Origin of the sequence: uncultured Porphyromonas sp., assembly GCF_915070105.1 — a bacterium.
Classification (GTDB): Bacteria; Bacteroidota; Bacteroidia; order Bacteroidales; family Porphyromonadaceae; genus Porphyromonas.
In genome coordinates this window covers 1-18,495 of record NZ_CAJZFJ010000044.1, presented here as the reverse complement: position 1 = coordinate 18,495, position 18,495 = coordinate 1, and the positions used below count along the sequence as shown (strand labels likewise).

12 protein-coding genes and 1 tRNA gene are annotated in these 18,495 nt (G+C 54.2%); 9 read left to right on the top strand and 4 right to left on the bottom strand.

Features of this window, described 5'->3' with window-relative positions:
• Positions 1-723: 723 nt before the first annotated feature.
• From QZ554_RS05705 to QZ554_RS05670, 8 genes are all read left to right on the top strand, one after another.
• Complete coding sequence (locus QZ554_RS05705; RefSeq protein ID WP_297194903.1) at positions 724-4,035, top strand: SusC/RagA family TonB-linked outer membrane protein; 3,312 nt, start codon at positions 724-726, stop codon at positions 4,033-4,035.
• A gap of 16 nt (positions 4,036-4,051) precedes the next feature.
• Complete coding sequence (locus QZ554_RS05700; RefSeq protein WP_297194901.1) at positions 4,052-5,608, top strand: RagB/SusD family nutrient uptake outer membrane protein; 1,557 nt, start codon at positions 4,052-4,054, stop codon at positions 5,606-5,608.
• A 94-nt stretch (positions 5,609-5,702) separates the two neighbouring features.
• Entirely contained in the window at positions 5,703-6,590 is an 888-nt protein-coding gene (locus QZ554_RS05695) for a putative zinc-binding metallopeptidase (protein ID WP_297194900.1), read from the top strand.
• A 109-nt stretch (positions 6,591-6,699) separates the two neighbouring features.
• Positions 6,700-8,019 carry a DUF4302 domain-containing protein gene (locus tag QZ554_RS05690; protein ID WP_297194899.1) on the top strand — a complete coding sequence of 440 codons (1,320 nt, stop codon included), beginning with the start codon at positions 6,700-6,702 and terminating at the stop codon, positions 8,017-8,019.
• 31 nt (positions 8,020-8,050) lie between these two features.
• Entirely contained in the window at positions 8,051-9,100 is a 1,050-nt protein-coding gene (locus tag QZ554_RS05685; RefSeq protein WP_297194897.1) for a BACON domain-containing protein, read from the top strand.
• A gap of 371 nt (positions 9,101-9,471) precedes the next feature.
• The gene (locus QZ554_RS05680; RefSeq protein WP_297194896.1) at positions 9,472-9,903 is read left to right on the top strand and encodes a hypothetical protein; all 432 of its coding nucleotides are present in this window, start codon (positions 9,472-9,474) and stop codon (positions 9,901-9,903) included.
• 279 nt (positions 9,904-10,182) lie between these two features.
• Complete coding sequence (locus QZ554_RS05675) at positions 10,183-10,965, top strand: DUF481 domain-containing protein (protein WP_297194894.1); 783 nt, start codon at positions 10,183-10,185, stop codon at positions 10,963-10,965.
• A gap of 39 nt (positions 10,966-11,004) precedes the next feature.
• Positions 11,005-11,685: a DUF421 domain-containing protein gene (locus QZ554_RS05670; protein WP_297194892.1), complete on the top strand. Its 681-nt coding sequence runs from the start codon at positions 11,005-11,007 to the stop codon at positions 11,683-11,685.
• A 565-nt stretch (positions 11,686-12,250) separates the two neighbouring features.
• Here the strand turns inward: QZ554_RS05670 and QZ554_RS05665 are convergent.
• The 4 genes from QZ554_RS05665 to QZ554_RS05650 form a co-directional block, all read right to left on the bottom strand.
• On the bottom strand, positions 12,251-12,541 hold the full coding sequence (locus QZ554_RS05665; RefSeq protein ID WP_297194891.1) for a DciA family protein: 291 nt from the start codon (positions 12,539-12,541) through the stop codon (positions 12,251-12,253).
• Complete coding sequence (locus QZ554_RS05660) at positions 12,528-13,655, bottom strand: DNA replication/repair protein RecF (protein ID WP_297194889.1); 1,128 nt, start codon at positions 13,653-13,655, stop codon at positions 12,528-12,530. The genes QZ554_RS05665 and QZ554_RS05660 overlap by 14 nt, the downstream gene beginning before the upstream one ends.
• 15 nt (positions 13,656-13,670) lie before the next feature.
• Positions 13,671-14,729, bottom strand: a complete 1,059-nt coding sequence (gene rlmN / locus QZ554_RS05655; protein WP_297194888.1) for a 23S rRNA (adenine(2503)-C(2))-methyltransferase RlmN — start codon at positions 14,727-14,729, stop codon at positions 13,671-13,673.
• 160 nt (positions 14,730-14,889) lie between these two features.
• Positions 14,890-17,046: a peptidylprolyl isomerase gene (locus tag QZ554_RS05650; RefSeq protein ID WP_297194887.1), complete on the bottom strand. Its 2,157-nt coding sequence runs from the start codon at positions 17,044-17,046 to the stop codon at positions 14,890-14,892.
• 1,074 nt (positions 17,047-18,120) lie between these two features.
• Here QZ554_RS05650 and QZ554_RS05645 point away from each other — a divergent pair.
• Positions 18,121-18,208 (top strand) — tRNA-Ser (locus QZ554_RS05645).
• The last annotated feature ends 287 nt before the right edge of the window (positions 18,209-18,495 follow it).

Genomic DNA, 18,495 nt, shown 5'->3' with positions numbered 1-18,495 from the left:
AAGAACGTCCTCGTCACCTATGTAAGGTGACGAGGACGTTCTTTATAGGAGCGCAACTGCGCTCTCGGTATGTTCGTTTTGCCCCTCCCGTAATGCCCGATACAGAGCGAGTTACGGGAGGGCATTTTTCTGCTCTTCTGATCAATCTCAGAGATGGGGCTTCTCACTGGAGAGTATCAGATAGATAGGCTTTTTCCAAGAATAATCACATCATAGGGGGAGGGGAGAGGATCGCAGGAGAGGGAAGGTGGGGTAGGGATAACCTCTCCTTATGTTAAGGGTAAACATTAGGTGTATAATAAGCCGTATGATCACGAGTTACCCCTTTCCCTAAAGGGATGTATACGTATTGGATAGGGGCTGTCTATGTGGCTCAAAGAGAGCCTTTGCCCATTGCGCAACGTTAAATGTTGGATAAATTGTACTTATTCATAGGAATGATTACTTTTGCTATGTCTACTATTCTAGTATGGAAATCTAGATGTGTGGCATAAGGTTAGTTCATCTCTTGAGTAAAGCATAACGATAGGCAAATACTCCGCGACACGCCCATGGTAACAGTCCTTATCCCCCTCCCTCCCTATCTCTATAAGTATACCCAGACACATGCTATTGCATATAGGGAGATCACTATGCTTAAGATGTAAATATCTTCCTCTGTAGACATCCTATCCTCGCATATCATGATACTAATTAACTATATGTAATCAATCCAACGAATCGATGAAGAAAAGACTACTCTGGTTCGTGCTCACGCTCTTGCTTGCCGTGGGGCAGGCTGTGGCACAGACCAAGATCTCTGGGGTCGTCCTCTCGGCCGCAGACAACGAGCCGCTTCCCTCGGCACGTGTCCAGATCGTGGGCACGCAGCAGTTCGTGGCCACAGACATCAATGGTAAGTTCGCCATGACGACGACGGTCAAGAACCCGAAGATAGCCGTGAGCTACGTAGGGATGGAGACTCTGACACTGCCCGCAGGGGAGAACATGCAGATCCTACTCAAGGACAACCAGCTACTGAATGAGGTCGTCGTCACTGGTCTAGCGAAGACCGACCGCCGACTCTTCACCGGAGCTACCAACAAGGTCGATGCCGGCAAGGCTCGCCTCAGTGGGGTAGCCGACGTCAGTCGCTCCCTAGAGGGACAGGCCGCTGGGGTCTCGGTACAGAACGTTAGTGGTACCTTCGGCTCCGCTCCGAAGATCCGTGTCCGTGGTGCTACCTCTATCTACGGGAGCTCTAAGCCGCTCTGGGTGGTAGACGGTGTAATCATGGAGGACGTCTCCAACGTAGGAGCTGATGACCTCGCCTCTGGTAACCCCGAGACCCTCATCAGCTCCGCTATCGCAGGGCTTAACTCTGATGACATCGAGAGCTTCCAGATCCTCAAGGATGGATCCGCTACCTCTATCTACGGTGCACGTGCTATGGCAGGTGTGATCGTCGTGACGACGAAGAAGGGGAAGCAGGGTCAGGCTCATATCAACTACTCCGGTGAGTTCACCTCCCGCCTCATCCCCTCATACTCCAACTTCGATATCCTCAACTCTCAGCAGCAGATGGGTATCTATCGTGAGCTTCGTGCGAAGGGTTGGCTGAACCTCTCCGAGGTGCTCAACGGCAGCGACTATGGTATCTATGGTAAGATGTACGAGCTCATCAACACCTATGATCCCAAGCAGGGTCGCTTCCTACTCGACAACACCACCGAGGCACAGAACCGCTACCTACAGCAGGCTGAGTTCCGCAACACGAATTGGTTCAAGGAGCTCTTCTCTCCCGCTATCATGCAGAACCACTCCGTCAGCATGAGCGGTGGTACCTCGAAGTCCAACTACTATGCCTCTGTCAGCGCCATGATCGACCCAGGATGGTACAAGCAGAGCAATGTGAACCGCTACACGGCGAACCTCAACGTCTCACATAATATCCTCTCCAACCTCTCCATCAACGTCATCGCTGGTGCTGCCTATCGTAAGCAGCGTGCCCCAGGTACGCTCGGGCAGGATGTAGACGTCGTAGGGGGTGAGGTGAAGCGAGACTTCGACATCAATCCCTATTCGTACGCTACGAATACCTCCCGTGTACTCGATCCCCGTACCTACTATAGAGCGAACTACGCCCCCTTCAATATCTTCAATGAGCTAGAGAATAACTACATTGACCTAGGGGTGCAGGACGCTAAGTTTCAGGTAGAACTGAAGTACAAGCCTATCCAGGGGCTAGAGCTAGCGGTGCTCGGTGCCTTCAAGCACACTACGACCTCGCAGCAGCACAATATCAAGGATAACTCCAACCAAGCGCTGGCCTATCGTGCGATGCAGAACTCGATCATCCGCGACGCCAATAAGTACCTCTACCGAGATCCCGATAACCCCAACAGCCTACCGATGAGTATCCTGCCCAACGGGGGGATCCTCCACAAGACGGAGAATACGCTGAGCGACTATGACTTCCGTGTGACGGCGAACTACAACCGTACGTTCGACCACAAGCACGTCATCAACCTCTTCGGGGGGATGGAGACCGTAGACATTCAGCGCAACCGCTCCTCCTATGAGGGCTGGGGTATGCAGTATTATGCTGGGGAGACCCCATTCTATCCTTACCAGTACTTCAAGAAGCAGGTCGAGGAGGGGAACGACTACTATGGTCTGACGAATACGAACTGGCGTACAGCTGCCTTCTATACCAATGCTACCTATGCCTACAAGGGTCGCTATGTCTTCAACGGTACTTACCGCTATGAGGGCTCTAACCAGCTTGGTCGTAGCAGCAATGCCCGCTGGATGTCTACGTGGAATGTCTCGGGTGCCTGGAACGTACATGAGGAGAGCTTCTTCGAGCGTCTCCGTCCGCTCTCTCACCTGACGACTCGTCTCTCTTATAGCCTCACGGGGACACCTCCCGATGCTTCGTATAGCAACTCCACCCCGATCTTCAAGTCCACGACTCCCTTCAAGCTCTTTGCCGAGGACAAGGAACCCGGGATCGCCATCGAGCAGCTGGGTAATGTCAATCTGACCTATGAGAAGAAGAACGAGCTGAACTTCGGTATCGACGCTGGTCTCTGGGATGATCGCCTGAACCTCACCTTCGATATCTACACTCGTAACAACTTCGACGAGATGGGCCCCATGATCACTCAGGGGATCGGTGGTACGGTCATTCGCCCTGCTAACGTGGCAGAGATGAAGTCCAATGGTATGGAGCTCAGCATCTCCTCGACCAGCATCCGCACCAAGGACTTCTCTTGGTCTACGAGCTTCGTCTACTCCTACACCAACTCCGAGATTACGAAGCTCTACAACCAAGGTCGTGTGATCGAGCTTGTCAGTGGTAATGGCTTCGCCAAGAAGGGTTATCCTGCTCGTGCCCTCTTCTCTATCCCCTTCGCAGGGATCAACAGTGAGGGTATCCCCATGCTCGTCAATGAGAAGGGACAGATCACGACGGATAACATCAACTTCCAGGAGCGTAACAACACTGACTTCCTCAAGTACGAAGGTCCTACAGATCCTAAGTACACCGGGTCGCTGGGGAACGTATTCTCCTATAAGGGCTTCCACTTGAATGTCTTCCTCACCTACTCGTTTGGCAATGTCGTACGACTAGACCCGAAGTTCAGAGCCAAGTACAACGATATGTCCTCCATGACCCAAGCCTTCAACAACCGCTGGGTACAGTCCGGCGAGGAGAAGAAGACAGACGTACCAGGCATCCTCAGCCGCAGAGAGTATGAGAAGAATACCAATCTGCGCTATGCCTACAATGGCTACAACTACTCTACGGCTCGCATCGCTAAGGGTGACTTCATCCGTCTGAAGGAGATCTCCCTAGCCTATGACCTGCCGAAGACGCTGCTCAAGCACACCCCGATCAACAGCATCTCGGTGAAGCTACAGGCGACGAACCTCTTCCTACTCTATGCAGACAAGAAGCTCAACGGGCAAGACCCCGAGTTCTTCAACGCTGGTGGCGTAGCCTCTCCCATGCCTAGGCAGTTTACATTCTCTCTGAAGGTCGGACTCTAATATGCACTTGACAACGATGAGACTATATATCGTATCCACACTGCTCCTGACGGCCTTTGCCTTCACAGCATGTAACCAGTACCTGGATAAGTACCCCGATAATAGAATGGAGCTCTCAAGCCCCGAGGATGCAAGTAAACTTCTCGTCACAGCATACCCCGAGGGACACCCTGCCTACCTGCTAGAGATGTATTCGGACAATACCGATGAGCATAACTATGCTACGTGGACTGCGGCTAACCGCTTCCAGGAGCAGGCCTATCGCTGGGAGGATATCTCCGAGGTACGTGATCAGGAGACCCCACAGCAGCTCTGGGATGCCCACTACACCGCTATCACGACGGCTAACGAGGTCATCAAGCATATCAACTCGGTCTCCGATAAGTCCGCCTACTCGACACAGCTCGCCGAGGCTAAGCTCTGTCGTGCGTATGCGATGTTCCAGCTCGCTAATGTCTTCTGTCAGGCTTACGCTCCAGAGACAGCTGGCAAGGACCTAGGGCTACCTTACCCCGAGATCCCCGAGGATCGTCCCGGTATCACCTATCAGCGTGGTACACTGGCGGAGCTCTATGCTCATATAGAGAAGGACATCACGGAGGGGATCCCTGAGCTAGGTAGCAGGTATGTGTCTCCTAAGTTCCACTTCAATGTGAATGCAGCACATGCCTTCGCCGCTCGCTTCTATCTCTACTACCGCAAGTTCGATAAGGCTGTCGAGCACGCTACACGTGTCCTAGGGAGTAGCCCCGCCAGCGTCCTACGTGACTGGTCTGCATGGAGCAAGCTGGGTCTGAGTGGCAACATCCAGCCCAACGACTTCGTTAAGTCCTCCAATAAAGCGAACCTCTTCCTACAGGTCATCGCTACGGAATGGGGTGGGATCAGCATCCCTATCTCTGCCGGTAGCAAGTTCGCTCATGGCAACCTGATCTCAGACAAGGAGACCCTACAGGCTCCTAGCCCTTGGGCTGCTAGTGGTCAGGAGATGAACTACGTCGTGGTGAATAACTCGGGTATCTCTAAGTACGCCCTGCACAAGCTCCCCTATACACCGAAGTACATCGACCGTCAGGCGGGTATCGGGATTCCCTATTCGCAGTACCCCGTCTTCACCACAGACGAGACTCTACTCGTGCGTGCCGAGGCTCTTGCTCTGCTTGGTCGCTATGACGAGGCTCTCGCAGACCTCAATGCCGAGCTCTCGGTCTTCACCAAGCGTGGTGTCCAGATCACCCTAGATCAGATCAAGACCTTCTACAACGGTACGGCCTACTACAAGCCTGATGCCCCTACGCCTAAGAAGGAGCTTCATACCTCCATTACCCTCGATATGGTGACTCAGGAGCCTCTCCTACAGTGTATCCTCCAGCTCCGTCGTGTGCTGACGATCCACGAGGGGCTACGTATGCAGGATGTCAAGCGCTATGGTATCACTATCTACCGCAGACGCATCAGCTCTACGGGGGTACTGGAGCAGGTCACAGACCAGATGCAGGCTAGAGACCCACGTCTAGCCATCCAGATCCCTCAGGATGTGATCTCTGCTGGACTAACGGCTAACCCTCGCTAACGGCTATTCTTCCTCACCGTAAATGGTCTGAGCCCTCTGCCTCTCCGATAGAGGCACTAGGGCTCACCTAGACTACTTAATACGAACAAGGTATATGAAACAGATCCTGAAAGCAATGAGCCTAGCCCTCCTCCTCTCGGTAGGAGCTATCAGCTCGTGCAGCAAAGATACCCCCAGTGGCGCAACGATATTCCCCACGACACCCGTGGCGCGTAATACCTTCGAGCGTTGGCTACTGAAGAACTATACGAACCCCTATAACATCGACTTCCAGTACAAGCTCAAGGATGGCGAGACCGACCTAACGTACAACCTCGTACCCGCCGACTCCGCCAAGACAGCCAAGCTGGCGATGATCACTAAGTTCCTTTGGTTCGATGCCTATAATGAGGTCGTCGGCCCAGACTTCCTCAAGGAGAGCGCACCACGTATCATCGTCGCCGTGGGCTCATCCGCCTATACCCGCCAGCGCACCGAGGTCGTCGGGAGTGCAGAGGGGGGCTACAAGGTCACACTCAACAAGATCAATGCCCTCACCGATGAGCTCCTACATGACTATAGTGCAATGACGGAGTATTACTTCCACACGATGCACCACGAGTTCACCCACATCCTCAACCAGCGCAAGCCCTACAACCCTGCCTTTGACCTCGTCACACAGTCGGGCTACGTCAGTGGGAACTGGCTCAACGTCTCCACCCGTGATGCCCGCCGTGCAGGCTTCGTCTCGCCCTATGCTATGATGAATGGTGCGGAGGACTTCGCCGAGATGCTCTCCTTCTACGTCACCTACACGCCACAGGCTTGGCAGGCGATCCTTGATGAGGCGGGTACCCGAGGGGCTAATCTCATCAATCAGAAGCTCACCCTCATCAAGGAGTACACGCAGGGCTCTTGGGGACTAGATCTCGACCAGCTACGTGATGTCGTGATCCGCCGTGGAGGACAGGTCGCTACGCTTGATCTCTCTAAGCTCAAATAATAGCTGGGCACTAGCCCCTCTCTCGGGGTGCTGAGGTCGCTCCTCTGTGAGCTGACTCCTCCGCTCCTCGGGGCTATCCCGAATTATCAACTAACAGCACTTAGACAACATGTACAAGATATGCATATATATCCTTCTGGCGCTGGTGACCCTCAGTGCGCCCTCGTGTCTGAAGGATAGCAAGACGATCTTCGACAAGTCCCCTGCTGAGCGACTAGACGAAGCCGTACGGGTGAACAAGGAGCTACTCGAGTCCTCCCCCGAGGGCTGGATCATGCACTACTATGCTGGCAAGGACTATTCTGGCCCCAGCTACACCCTGCTGATGAAGTTCAAGGATGGGAAGATCACCGTCCTCTCCGAGCGTGTGCCCGACCAAGCCTATACCTCCGACTACGATGTCGTCCAGGACCAAGGCCCCGTGCTCACGGTCAATACCTACAACGAGGCTCTGCACTTCCTCGCCTCCGCTGCCCTCGGTTACCCCGATGGTATCCAGGGGGACTATGAGTTCGCCTTCATCTCTACCTCTACGGACGTGATCAACCTCAGAGGGAAGAAGTGGAAGAACAACATGACCCTCACCCGTATGCCCAAGGGCTCATCGTGGGAGGAGTACATGCTCGCCATCGTGACGATCAAGGATGAGCTTACCTCGAGCTCCTTCTCCTTCAAGCTCGGAGATAAGGAGCTGGCTGAGGGTACGATCAATACTACTCAGAACCGCCTCAATGTCACCATCGGTGGTAAGGAGTTCGATACTCCGTTCAACTTCACCGACAAGGGCATTGTCCTACATTCGCCCCTCGTCGTAGAGGGTAAGGAGTACAGCACCTTCACCTGGGACTCCGCTGCTAAGAAGTTTGTCTCTGGCAATCTCTCCGCAGAGCTCTTCCGCCCCAATAGCTACAAGACTCAGGACTTCTGGTACGGCACCTGGAGCATCAAGCACGCAGCTGTCCCCGGTGTACGACGCACACCTACGCTCCTACAGATTGAGGCTCCTACCTCGGATAACGACAAGGCGAAGGGTCTCCTCAAGGGTACACTCACCTTCCAGAAGAAGACCTATCCGATCCTCGTCCCCTACGACAAGGCCAAGGGTGCTATCCGCATCATCATGCAGCCGATTGTCAAGAATACGCCCGAGGCACCTGCTGGTATGGTACTCTATCCTGCTAATATCACGGAGGATGGCAAGACCAATATCCATCAGGAGCAGTCCGAGTATGGTATTACCTTCGCTTGGGACGAAGATATGGGCATGGCGATAGCCTCGGGTGATAAGACCCCCGATGTCGGTGTTATCAACTCCTTCTTCGGTGTGGCCTACGAGTTCCAAGGCAACCAGCGTGTACCTATGGTACGTGAAGGTAAGCTTGTCACTCCGATCGTCATGCCTAAGATCGAACACATGACTAGGAAGTAGTAATGGCTCTAATCACAACTAAGATCGATATATGAACAAGTTCATCATAGCCCTATCGGCAGTCGTGCTCCTCTTCGCCTCCTGCCGTAAGGATACCCCCGAGCAGCCCAAGGCCACCTTCTCGGTGCTCTCTGCGCCCAAGCTCTTCAAGGTCATCGGTGGCACTCAGGATGTCACCCTCGACAAGGCGCCCAGCAGTGCCTACGCCGAGGACAGCTGGCTCAGTGTCACCGTGAGTGGTACGAGCCTTCACCTCACGGCCAAGACCAACGAGCAGCTGGAGTCCCGCAACACGCTCCTCGTCATCAAGAACGCCACAGGTGACTCCATCGCCCTAAACGTCATGCAGGAAGGTGTGAACTTCGGTCTCTCCAAGACGAATAACATCATCGGCGGTGACGAAGCCGTAGAGCGTGCTGTCAAGGTGACCTCCAACGTCCCCGTGACCTATGCTACCACAGATAGCTGGGTCACAGCTACCCTCTCTGGGAATATCCTCACCATCAAGACCGCAGCTAACACCACTGGCCGTCCACGTACTGCCTGGGTCACGGCTACTGCGCTTGGCAAGATCGACTCCCTGCAGGTCACGCAGGCCTCGCTCAAGGATGTCGCTGGTGAGTATATCCAGACAGCTCATACGATCGATGGGAACAAGCTCGTCGAGACGATGGCCAATATCAAGATCGTCCGTGTCACCGACACCAAGGCGCAGTTCATCATCGAGGATATGTTCTCCTGGGATATCGACTTTACCCCAGGTCGTGGCTTTGTCCTAACCAATGGTCGTACGCTCTATGAGGATACCGAGGATGGCAAGCCCATCTACTACATCTCGCTCCTCGCTGCCGATGATACCAATGCAGAGAACCCAACGGTCATTATCGGGAACCGTGATCCCCTGCGTATCAACATCACGACCAAGGGTGAACTCGTCTTCGAGCAGTATCAGGCTCTCTCTCCCGTGCAGACCTGGGGCTCATACGCCATCGGTAAGTCTACCTCGAAGACTGCTATCGACAGCGAGCACTTCCGTGGTGTGGTCGAGGTCTTTGCCCAGCCCAAGCTCCAGCGCAAGTAGCCCCCTCTCCGCTACATGCTCCCAGCCTATACGGCTCACGTGTAGATCCCTTTAGCAACAGAAAGCCAAGCGGCTGCGATACCCTGTGTATCGTAGCCGCTTGGCTTTTAGCTTAGGGGAGCGGGGCATCTCCTCTCTTTCCCATCTGTATATTGAGGGCTGTCGCTCTCTTCGTCCCCCTTTACCTCGTCTCGTATGTTGGGGCTATCCTTCCTTTTCTCTCTTTGCTCCCTGCCCCGTGTGTGAAGTATCGATCAGGATCACTCCAATCAAAAAACACTACCTTTACAGGGTAGGATAGGGGCTACTTAGTGCTACAGCCTCCAACCTACATCAAGCATACTAAGGTCTAAGAAACAGAAACAAATCCTATGTCACCATCGACAATTGTCCTTATCGCAGCAGTCCTGCTACTGGGACTGCTCGTACAGCTCTACATGATGCGTAAGAACAAGCGAGGGGTAGAGGCCTTCCTCGCCAAGCACCCCGATGCCGTGCGGGTACGTCTCGCCTCAAGCCTCGTAGACAGCATCATCACCGGTAGCGTCTCTGTAGACGCTGTGGATGAGGGGGAGACCCCCGTGCTGACCAATGATGGCCTGAAGGTCGTCCTTCTCCTTGCCCCTGGGAAGCATGATCTCTACCTCTCCACCCAATACAATACGATCGAGCGTGGCAAGGCTCGTACTAAGGTCAGCCCCAGCTCTCTCCTCACCGTCACAGTAGAGACTGGTCATAGCTATACCCTAAGCACCCGCCATATCGAGGGCGAAACCTTCGCCTACGAGCTGAAGGAGGACTAACCCCCTCTCCATCGCCCTCACTTATCAGGGAAGTATCGCCTGCCCAAGGGCATCATAGTCCGCTCTCCCGTACGGAGGGCTATTGGGCTGCACATACCACTACTGCCCCAGGTATACCCCCTATCCACAGAGCCCCCGGCGAAGAAGCTATAAGCTCCTTCGGTCGGGGGCTTTTCTCTACCCCCTTGTCCTAAGAAAAGGGGGGATACTTCTTATGGAAAACCCGCATGTGATTTTATTTATCTTTGCACTTCAATAATGAGTAATAGTAGATTCGATATGAAACGTTTGTTTTACTTGCTGGTCCTTCTCATGGCACCAGCACAGATGTTTGCTCAAATGCTCTTCTCGGAGAACTTGACGATGAGCCTAGATAGTACAAAGACCCTACAAGGTACGATCATGCCCGTCCTCAACTTCCAGAACGAGAAGGAAAATGTCTTTACCCTAAAGAATACAGCCAATATCAACCTCTTGATCAAGCGTAGTCGAGTGATCAATCTGATCAATAAGCTCGAGTTCTCTACCTATGGCGACAAGGTCACAGTGAGCGGAGGATATGTACATCTCGAGTATCGCTATCTGCTACACCGAGCCTTCGAGCTCTACCCCTATGCTGAGTCCCAGTGGGCAGAGAGTAGGGGTATGACCTTCAAGATCTCCACAGGTCTGCAGTCTCGCTATCGACTAGTGAATAGCAGTCGCAGTCTCATGTTCGCTACGCTAGGCTTATTCTTCGAGCACGAGGAGTGGAAGTATCCCGACTCCAGCCCCCTTGTAGGGAAGTATGCTCATAGCAATAAGGTTAAGAGCCACTTCTCGCTAAGCTTTCGCCATCAGCTAGGGGAGCACTGGGAGCTCACGACGACCGCTATCCACCAAGGTTCTCCCGATAGCTACTTCAAGGCTGCTCGCTTCGGCGGTGCTGTCGACCTCAGGCTCCATATCACCCCCTCAATCGGACTACGTGGTACCTGCCGCTTGATCTACGACACTGCCCCCATAGTGCCCATCCGCAAGGATTATAATGTCGTCGAGGCAGGCATTGACCTCTCCTTCTAGCAAGAGCCCCAAGCCCCATCTTTATTTATCTCTATAGATATGTTTGTAGTCTCCTATCTTCAGACCGAAGAGTTCTTCTATCTGAATGTCTTCCTAAAGTTGCTCCTAGGTCTTGTAGCTATTGTATTTATCATCAATAGATCGGGCAAGGGTAACCTAGCCCCCACCTCCGCCATAGACCAGGTACAGAACTATGTCCTTGGGGGCATCATCGGTGGGGTCATCTACAGCCCATCGGTCTCCATCCTACAGTTTGCCGTCGTCCTAGCTATATGGGCGCTACTCATCATCGGTCTGCGTAGGCTCAAGACAAAGAACCACGCCCTCAAGCAGTTTGTAGACGGAGCTCCCATCGTACTCATCAAGCATGGGGAGGTAGATGTCGAGGCTTGTCGTAGAGCTAAGATCACGGCGGCCGAAGTCGCCTTTAAGCTACGGCGAGAGGGTGTCTATCACGTACGGGATGTCAAGCGTGCGGTCTTCGAGCAGAACGGAGAGCTCATCATCGTCCTCCGTGGTGAGGAGAACCCCAAGTATCCCATTATCACCGATGGTATCGTGCAGACTAGCGTCCTAGATGACGTCGATAAGACAGAGGAGTGGCTGACTGACGAACTTCAGAGGGCAGGCTATAACTCTGCCGCAGAGATATTCCTCGCCGAGTATGAGAATGGAGAGCTGAAACTAATCCCCTTCGTCCGAGCAAGTCAAGCCGAGTAACCCCTTCGTCTCCTCCCATAGATGTCCCCATGGGTGAGCCGAGGAATGGGTAGCTTTTCCCCTCTATTCCGAACATTACTAGAGCGCTCTAGTGGACATACCGAGAGCGCAGTAGAGGACTCGGTATGATCGCACCCGTCACCTTACATAGGTGATGGGTGCGATCATTATAGGACCTATTTTAGGGGTCACGATATGCCCTAGGATAGGGCTCTCGGAATGGGCTTCACGGCCTAGTCTCAAGTGCTCTAGAGTAGGAAGTTTTGTCCTCATTGTGCAGGTGTCGTTTATCCCCTAGAGAGTATGGGTATGTTGGGGCTATAATTCGGGGTATGTTGCTCCCGCTAGCTCGGGTATATGCTGTCCTCTTAGAGTGAGGGGGCATATCCGATAGAGGCGAAGGGTGGTGTTCCCCGAGGAGAGGACTTGGAGGAAGAGGCCAAAGAGAAGTCCCCCATAGCTGGAGCAATTAGGGCTCTAGCTGTGGGGGACTTTCTTTGGGGTATGTCGAGGTGCGATTTGTCACTCACCGTCAAGTCGGGAGGACGTGCGGAAGCGGGGGCGGTCAATAGACCTGAATGATGCGAATGAGCTCGGCCTGGAGGTGGCTATTGAGCTGCTGGCGAAGGGTGTTTAGTCTCAGGTTAAGCTCCTGCCGTGCGATCGGTGAGGTCGTACGGATACGCAGTACACCATCGTCGATACGAGTCTCCCCGACCCATCGGGAGAGTGAGCCTAGGAGTATGGGCAGGTGGTCTAGCGCACGGTGCTCTAGGAGCTGCTCGTACATCTCGGGGTCTTCGTCCCAGAGGTTGGCCAGTGCCTCACGGAAGTTTATGGTCTCACTTCGCTTCATTTGCTTGCTCGGCGATTAGATGGAGTGCACCCTCGACGACCTCAAAGAGTCGGTAGTCCCTTCCCCAGCTTCCGACCAACTCATCGAGGTGCTCTCTATTGGTGTCGGTGATAAAGATCTGCCCGAAGTCACTCCCGCCGACGAGGTGGATGATCCGTGCGACACGCTCGGCATCGAGCTTGTCGAAGATGTCGTCCAGCAGCAGGAGTGGACGCTCGGGGTTGGTCTCAGAGAGGAGGGTGTATTGGGCGAACTTAAGCGCTAGGAGGTAGGTCTTGTTTTGCCCCTCGGAGCCGATGCGACGTATGAGTTCTCCATCTAGGAGCATCAGCAAATCATCCCGATGCAGGCCTACGCTGGTATGCCCTAGGATACGATCCCGCTCTCGGCTCTCACGCAGTAGGTCGGCGATATGTCCCTCGGTGCTCTCCAGCGGAGAGAGGTAGCTGAGGCTCACCTGCTCCTGCCCACCACTGATCGCAGTATAGTAACGCTGGAAGAGGGGGACAAACTGCTCGACGAAGCGCTTTCGCCTATTGAAGATGATCGGGGAGACTTGCTCGAGCTGGAGGTCGAGTACATCGAGCACGCTGGGGGAGGGAGTGGAGGGAGCCTTGAGGAGCGTATTGCGTTGCTCCAGGACCCGATGATACTGCGCCAAGGCCGCCATATAGACGCTGTCCTGCTGGGAGAGCTGACGATCGACGAAGCGTCTGCGCTCCTCACTCCCCCCTAGGATCAGTTGGTAGTCCTGTGGGGAGGCGATTACGAGGGGAAAGGCACCGATATGCTCACTGAGGCGCGTGTACTCCTTGCGGTTACGCTTGAGCACCTTCCTTGCACCCGGTCGTATCTGTAGCAGTAGGTGTCGCTCATCGCCGTGATCACTCTGGTAGGTGCCCTCCAGCAGAGCCCGCTCCTGCCCACGTCTGACTGCTAGGGTATCGGTGATAGAGAGGTGGCTCTTGGTGAAGGAGAGGTAGTGTAGGGCATCGAGCATATTGGTCTTGCCCATGCCGTTGAGGCCGATGAAGCAGTTCACCTTGGGCGAGAAGTCACAGCTGGCGGTGACTATGCTCTTGAAGTCGATCAGATGGAGTCGGGTAAGTATCACGGTCGTAGGTGCTCGTTAGTGTGAGGCTTGGGATGCTCCCCCTGCCATCTGCTCCTTGGTGGAGAGCATCCCACAGGCTGCCGAGATGTCCTCCCCACGGGAGGTACGTATGGTCGTGACATAGCCCCGGGTCTCGAGCCAACCCTTGAAGCGCTCCATACCCTCAGCCGTCAGGGGTCGCAGGGGTACTCCTGGGATCTGGTGGAAGGGGATGAGATTGATCCTACAAGGGATGCCACGTAGAAGCCTTGCGAGTTCCTCTGCGTGCTGGAGACTATCATTGACTCCCTCGAAGACGATGTACTCAAAGGAGACACGGCGCTGCCCCGTGAAGTCTGCCTCACGAATCATACGTAGCGTGTCCTCTAGGGGCATTCCCCCCTCGGCGGGCATGAGCTCAAGGCGACCTTCGTGGAAGGGGTTGTGCAGGCTCACGGCTAGGTGACAAGTCGTCTCGCCGAGGAACCGCTCCAGCCCACGACGTACCCCGACGGTGGACAGAGTGAGGCGCTTGGGTGACCAGCCGAGTCCCCACGAAGCCGTCATCACCGAGATGCTGGAGAGGACATTGGTGGCATTGTCCAGAGGCTCACCCATACCCATGTAAACGATGTTGGTTAGTTTGGGGGACTCTTCGACAGAGAGTACTTGGTTGAGGATCTCGCCTGCGGAGAGGTTGCCACGGAAGCCCTGCTTGCCCGTCATGCAGAAGAGGCAGTCCATCTTGCACCCTACCTGCGAGGAGATACAGAGCGTAGCCCGATCCTTCTCGGGGATGTAGACCGCCTCGACGAGTCCACCAGAGCGCACACGGAAGAGGTACTTACGTGTACCGTCACGGGATAGTTCGCTCGTGATCGGCAGGCTACGCCCTACCTCGAAGTGCTCCGAGAGTAGGAGGCGATTGGCCTTAGAGATGTTCGTCATCTCGTCGATCTCGCTCACACGCTTGTCGTAGAGCCATCCAGCTATCTGCCGGGCTGTGAAGCGAGGCATACCGAGCTCGGTGACGACAGTGGTAAGCTCCTCGAGGGTTAGGCCGAGTAGGATACGCTTCTGTGGGGTTGGGGTCATCGTCCTTAGTGGTGGGTGAAAGTAATCTTATTAACAAAGGCTGTCCTAAGGGAAATAAGCCCTAGGACAGCCTTTGTATAACTAATGTCGGTACGAAAGAGTTCGCCCTGTCGTGAGATACCGCCTCTCGTGGCGATGCCACGGAGCGGGTAGGGCGGGACTAGTAGAAGCGAGCTCTATTGTCCTGTATCTTCAGACGCTGGATGTAGTCAGCGAAGGCACGATAGCCATACTGGCGAGCGAGCCCAGCCTCCTGCTGCTGGAACTGAGCCTTAGCAGCGACCTTGTCTACTGGGGTCTTAGCTACGGGCTGTAGGACCATCACCTCGGTATTGTTCGCTGCGAAGGGCTTGGAGAGCTGACCAACGGGCGTCGTCATCGCGATGCCATTGAAGGTAGCTGGCTCGCTGCCACGTACGACGTAGCTGACATCGACGAGGGTATCGACCTTGGACTGTAGGTCAGCAGCGTAGGCATCGAGGCTGGTGAGCTTCTTAGCCTCTAGGCTCTTGGCAAGCTGCTCTGCCTTCTTCTGCCCAGCTAGGTAGGCAAAGATCTCATCCTTGACAGCTGAGAGGGGTGCGAAGCCAGCGGGAATATGCTTCCCTACGGCTGGGATCACGAGGTAGTCAGTGCCACAAGTGTAGAGCTTGGGGCTGACCTCACCATCCTTGGCATTGATCGCCCAGCTTACGATCTGGCGAGAGCTAGGAACCTGACCGAGCATGGGGCTCTGTGTGGTCACGAGGACGTTACGAGAGACGTTGAAGCCCTCCTTCTGTGCCTTCTGTGCCATGGCTTCGAAGCCTCCGCCTTCGCCGAGGATCTTGTTCATCGCACTATACTTGGCATTGTAGGTGTCGGGGGAGAAGGTCGCAGGGATCGAAAGGAAAGCCACCTGATACTTCTCTACTGCGGGCTGTGCATTCTCTGCCTTCACGAGGATGGAGAGAGGAGCTTGGCCGAGACGCACGACAGTGCCGACGGGCACCTGATAGAGGGTATCGAGCTTCAGTCCAGAATTGGCACCGAGCTGATAGAGCATGTGCTCGGAGAAGGTGCTATCCTCCGTGCCGAAGCGGTTGGGTATAGAGATTAGACCACCTCGTCCAGCTGTCTGTGGGTCGATGCTGTGCTTCCGGGCTAGTTCGGCGAAGCTCGCACCCCCGTTGAGGGCGTTGAGGAGGCTATCGGTCTGAGTCTTGAGACTGTCGTTGAGGATGATCATACGGACAGAGAGAGCACCTGTAGAGCTCTTCTTGCCGACGAGCTTAGCGATCTCGTAGCGATCGTTTACGAGCTGTGGGTCTAGGACTGCACCGACCTCTGCGCTCTTGACGAAGGCGACCTGCTCGGCACCTAGACCTAGCTCGTCGAGCTCAGCACCTGTGAGGTAGACGGAGCTGAAGTACTTGCTGGAGGTAGAGTAGGCACGTAGGGTGCTCTCGATGCTGGAGGCGGAGGCCTGACGTAGCTCTTCTACAGCCTTGGTCTTCTCCTGCTCGGCAGCCTTGTAGTCTGCCTGCGAGGGGACGACCTGTAGACTGATATAGCTGACCTCAGTGAGCGGGTACTGCATGCGGTAGAAGTCCTTATGGCTGTCGTAGTACTTCTGCACCTCGGCATCGCTTGGCTTAGCCGTGGAGTCGGCGATCATAGCCGAGGAGGTACGTACGAGTGCCACGGTACGGGTCTCGTTGCCGAGAGAGAGCTCACGGTCAAGGTCGTTCAGCTTATAGGTACGAGAGAGTAGTGTCCCGAGCTTCTGCTGTAGACGCTGTGTGCGGATCTGCTCCTGCAGTAGGGTGAACTGCGCCTGCATCGCACGTAGCTGCTGACGCTGGTCTTGGGGGGCTGCCTGGATCTGCTTGTCGGAGAGCTGGCGGATGAACTCATTGACCTGCTTCTCATCTGTCGTCCCGAAGAACTGGGAGGCCAGCGGAGAGGGGGAGATCCCCTTACCTACGAGTAGGGCATAGAGCTCATCATCCGAGACGCTCAGTCCGATGGCGCCTGAGACCTTCTCTAGTGCATACTCCGAGAGGTACTGCTGTGCGAGTTGGTTATTGAGCTGCATGCGCTGCTCATCGGTTAGCTGACCTTGTGCCTCGGACTGTGCCTGGAGCTGCTCTAGGCGGGCGCTGTAGTCTTGGATCGAAATGTCCTTCCCATCGATAGATAGGGCGACCTGCTCATTCTTGCTCCAGAAGGTGCGCCCACTGGTAAAGAGGTCACCGATGACAAAGCCTGCCAAGGCTATCCCAATGATGACAACGAGCATGACCGAGTGGCTACGGATCTTCTCTAATACTGCCATTGTATCTGATTACCTATAATTATATAAGAGTGTTTATATTCAATTCTTTGAGCCACAAAGATACAAACACTCTAACGAATAGGCAAGATATGAATAGGCAAGAGATCCTATTATGCCCCGTCCTTTGTCCGTTCCCCCTATAGTCCCCTTCCGAAGCCTGCGTAGGCTGTCCTCCCAGAGAGCCGTCGTGGCGGGCATTCTGAGAGCCCATCTACGAACACGTAATGACCTCTGGTGCGGACTCGGTATGTTCGCCTTCGTCACCTTACATAGGTGACGAGGGCGAACATTATATGTCCTCTAGTGCGCTCTCGGTATGTCCTCTTGCCTCCTCTCGAGGAGCAAGAAACAGAGGTAGTTAGGGTGGGCGGTGATGCCTGCCTGCCTCCTATGGGCTCTACTCCTCCCAGATCGTCCCCCCCCAGACAGATCACTATAATAATGATACGCGCGCACGAGAGAGCAGGGAGGGCTGTAGGGAGAGGACCGTGGCATGAAGTCACTCTAGTGTGAGAGCAAAGTAGTCAAGGAGCATACTCCGAAGATAGAGGTATCTGTATCCTAGCTGTAGCCATACCTAGCGTATACCTACTACTTAGGAGGGGTGAGTATACACGTGTGTACACAACAGTGTACCTGCGTGTATACAACTGTATACCCACGTGTACACAACCTCGCTCTAAGTATGTCCCCGGGAGAGCTCTTGCATACAGCTCTCCTCGGGGCTAACGTCTAGGCACTCTAGGGATACGTCTAAGGCTCCCTAGGACATGAAATAATATCCCCCAAGAGCCAAAGCCTAGAGTGTGCAAAGGAGATCATGCATCGCCTCTAACCTACTTTAGGGGGAAGGGTATGTAGGCTCGGGTTGGAAGAATAACTAAGAGGAGAGTCGGGAAAAGCCAGCGATTTGGACAGGGAAGATAAGGTGACTTAGGGTAGGGAGCTGATAGAGACTGATGGGTAGGGAAGACCTAAGCGGGTAGCGTATCGAACGGCATTTTGCAGAATGAGGATATATTGCTACCTTTGTGGCGCATTTAGGGGACTACCCTAAGTGAAATCTTGTGGAAAGGAGAGGTGCTCGAGTGGTTGAAGAGGCACGCCTGGAAAGTGTGTAAACGCCAAAAGCGTTTCGCGGGTTCGAATCCCGCTCTCTCCGCAGATGAAGGTTTCAATCAATCAGTAATCGTTGTAGGACATGGTCTTACAACGATTTTTCTTTGTATACAGTCCATAAACCTGACAGGTTAACCCTAGGCTCTAATCGTCATCAATCGGTCAGCTCTGCTACACAAAATCAGGTGTAGAAATTAGTGTAGCAGTGATATTTTCCTCTACTTGACACCTTATCTCCTAGCGAGTGTAGATCGCCTCGTTTGTAGGTCTGTACTTTTATCTTCTAGAGAGATGGCTTTTTGCTTATTTCCCATAGCATTCCCTCCTACT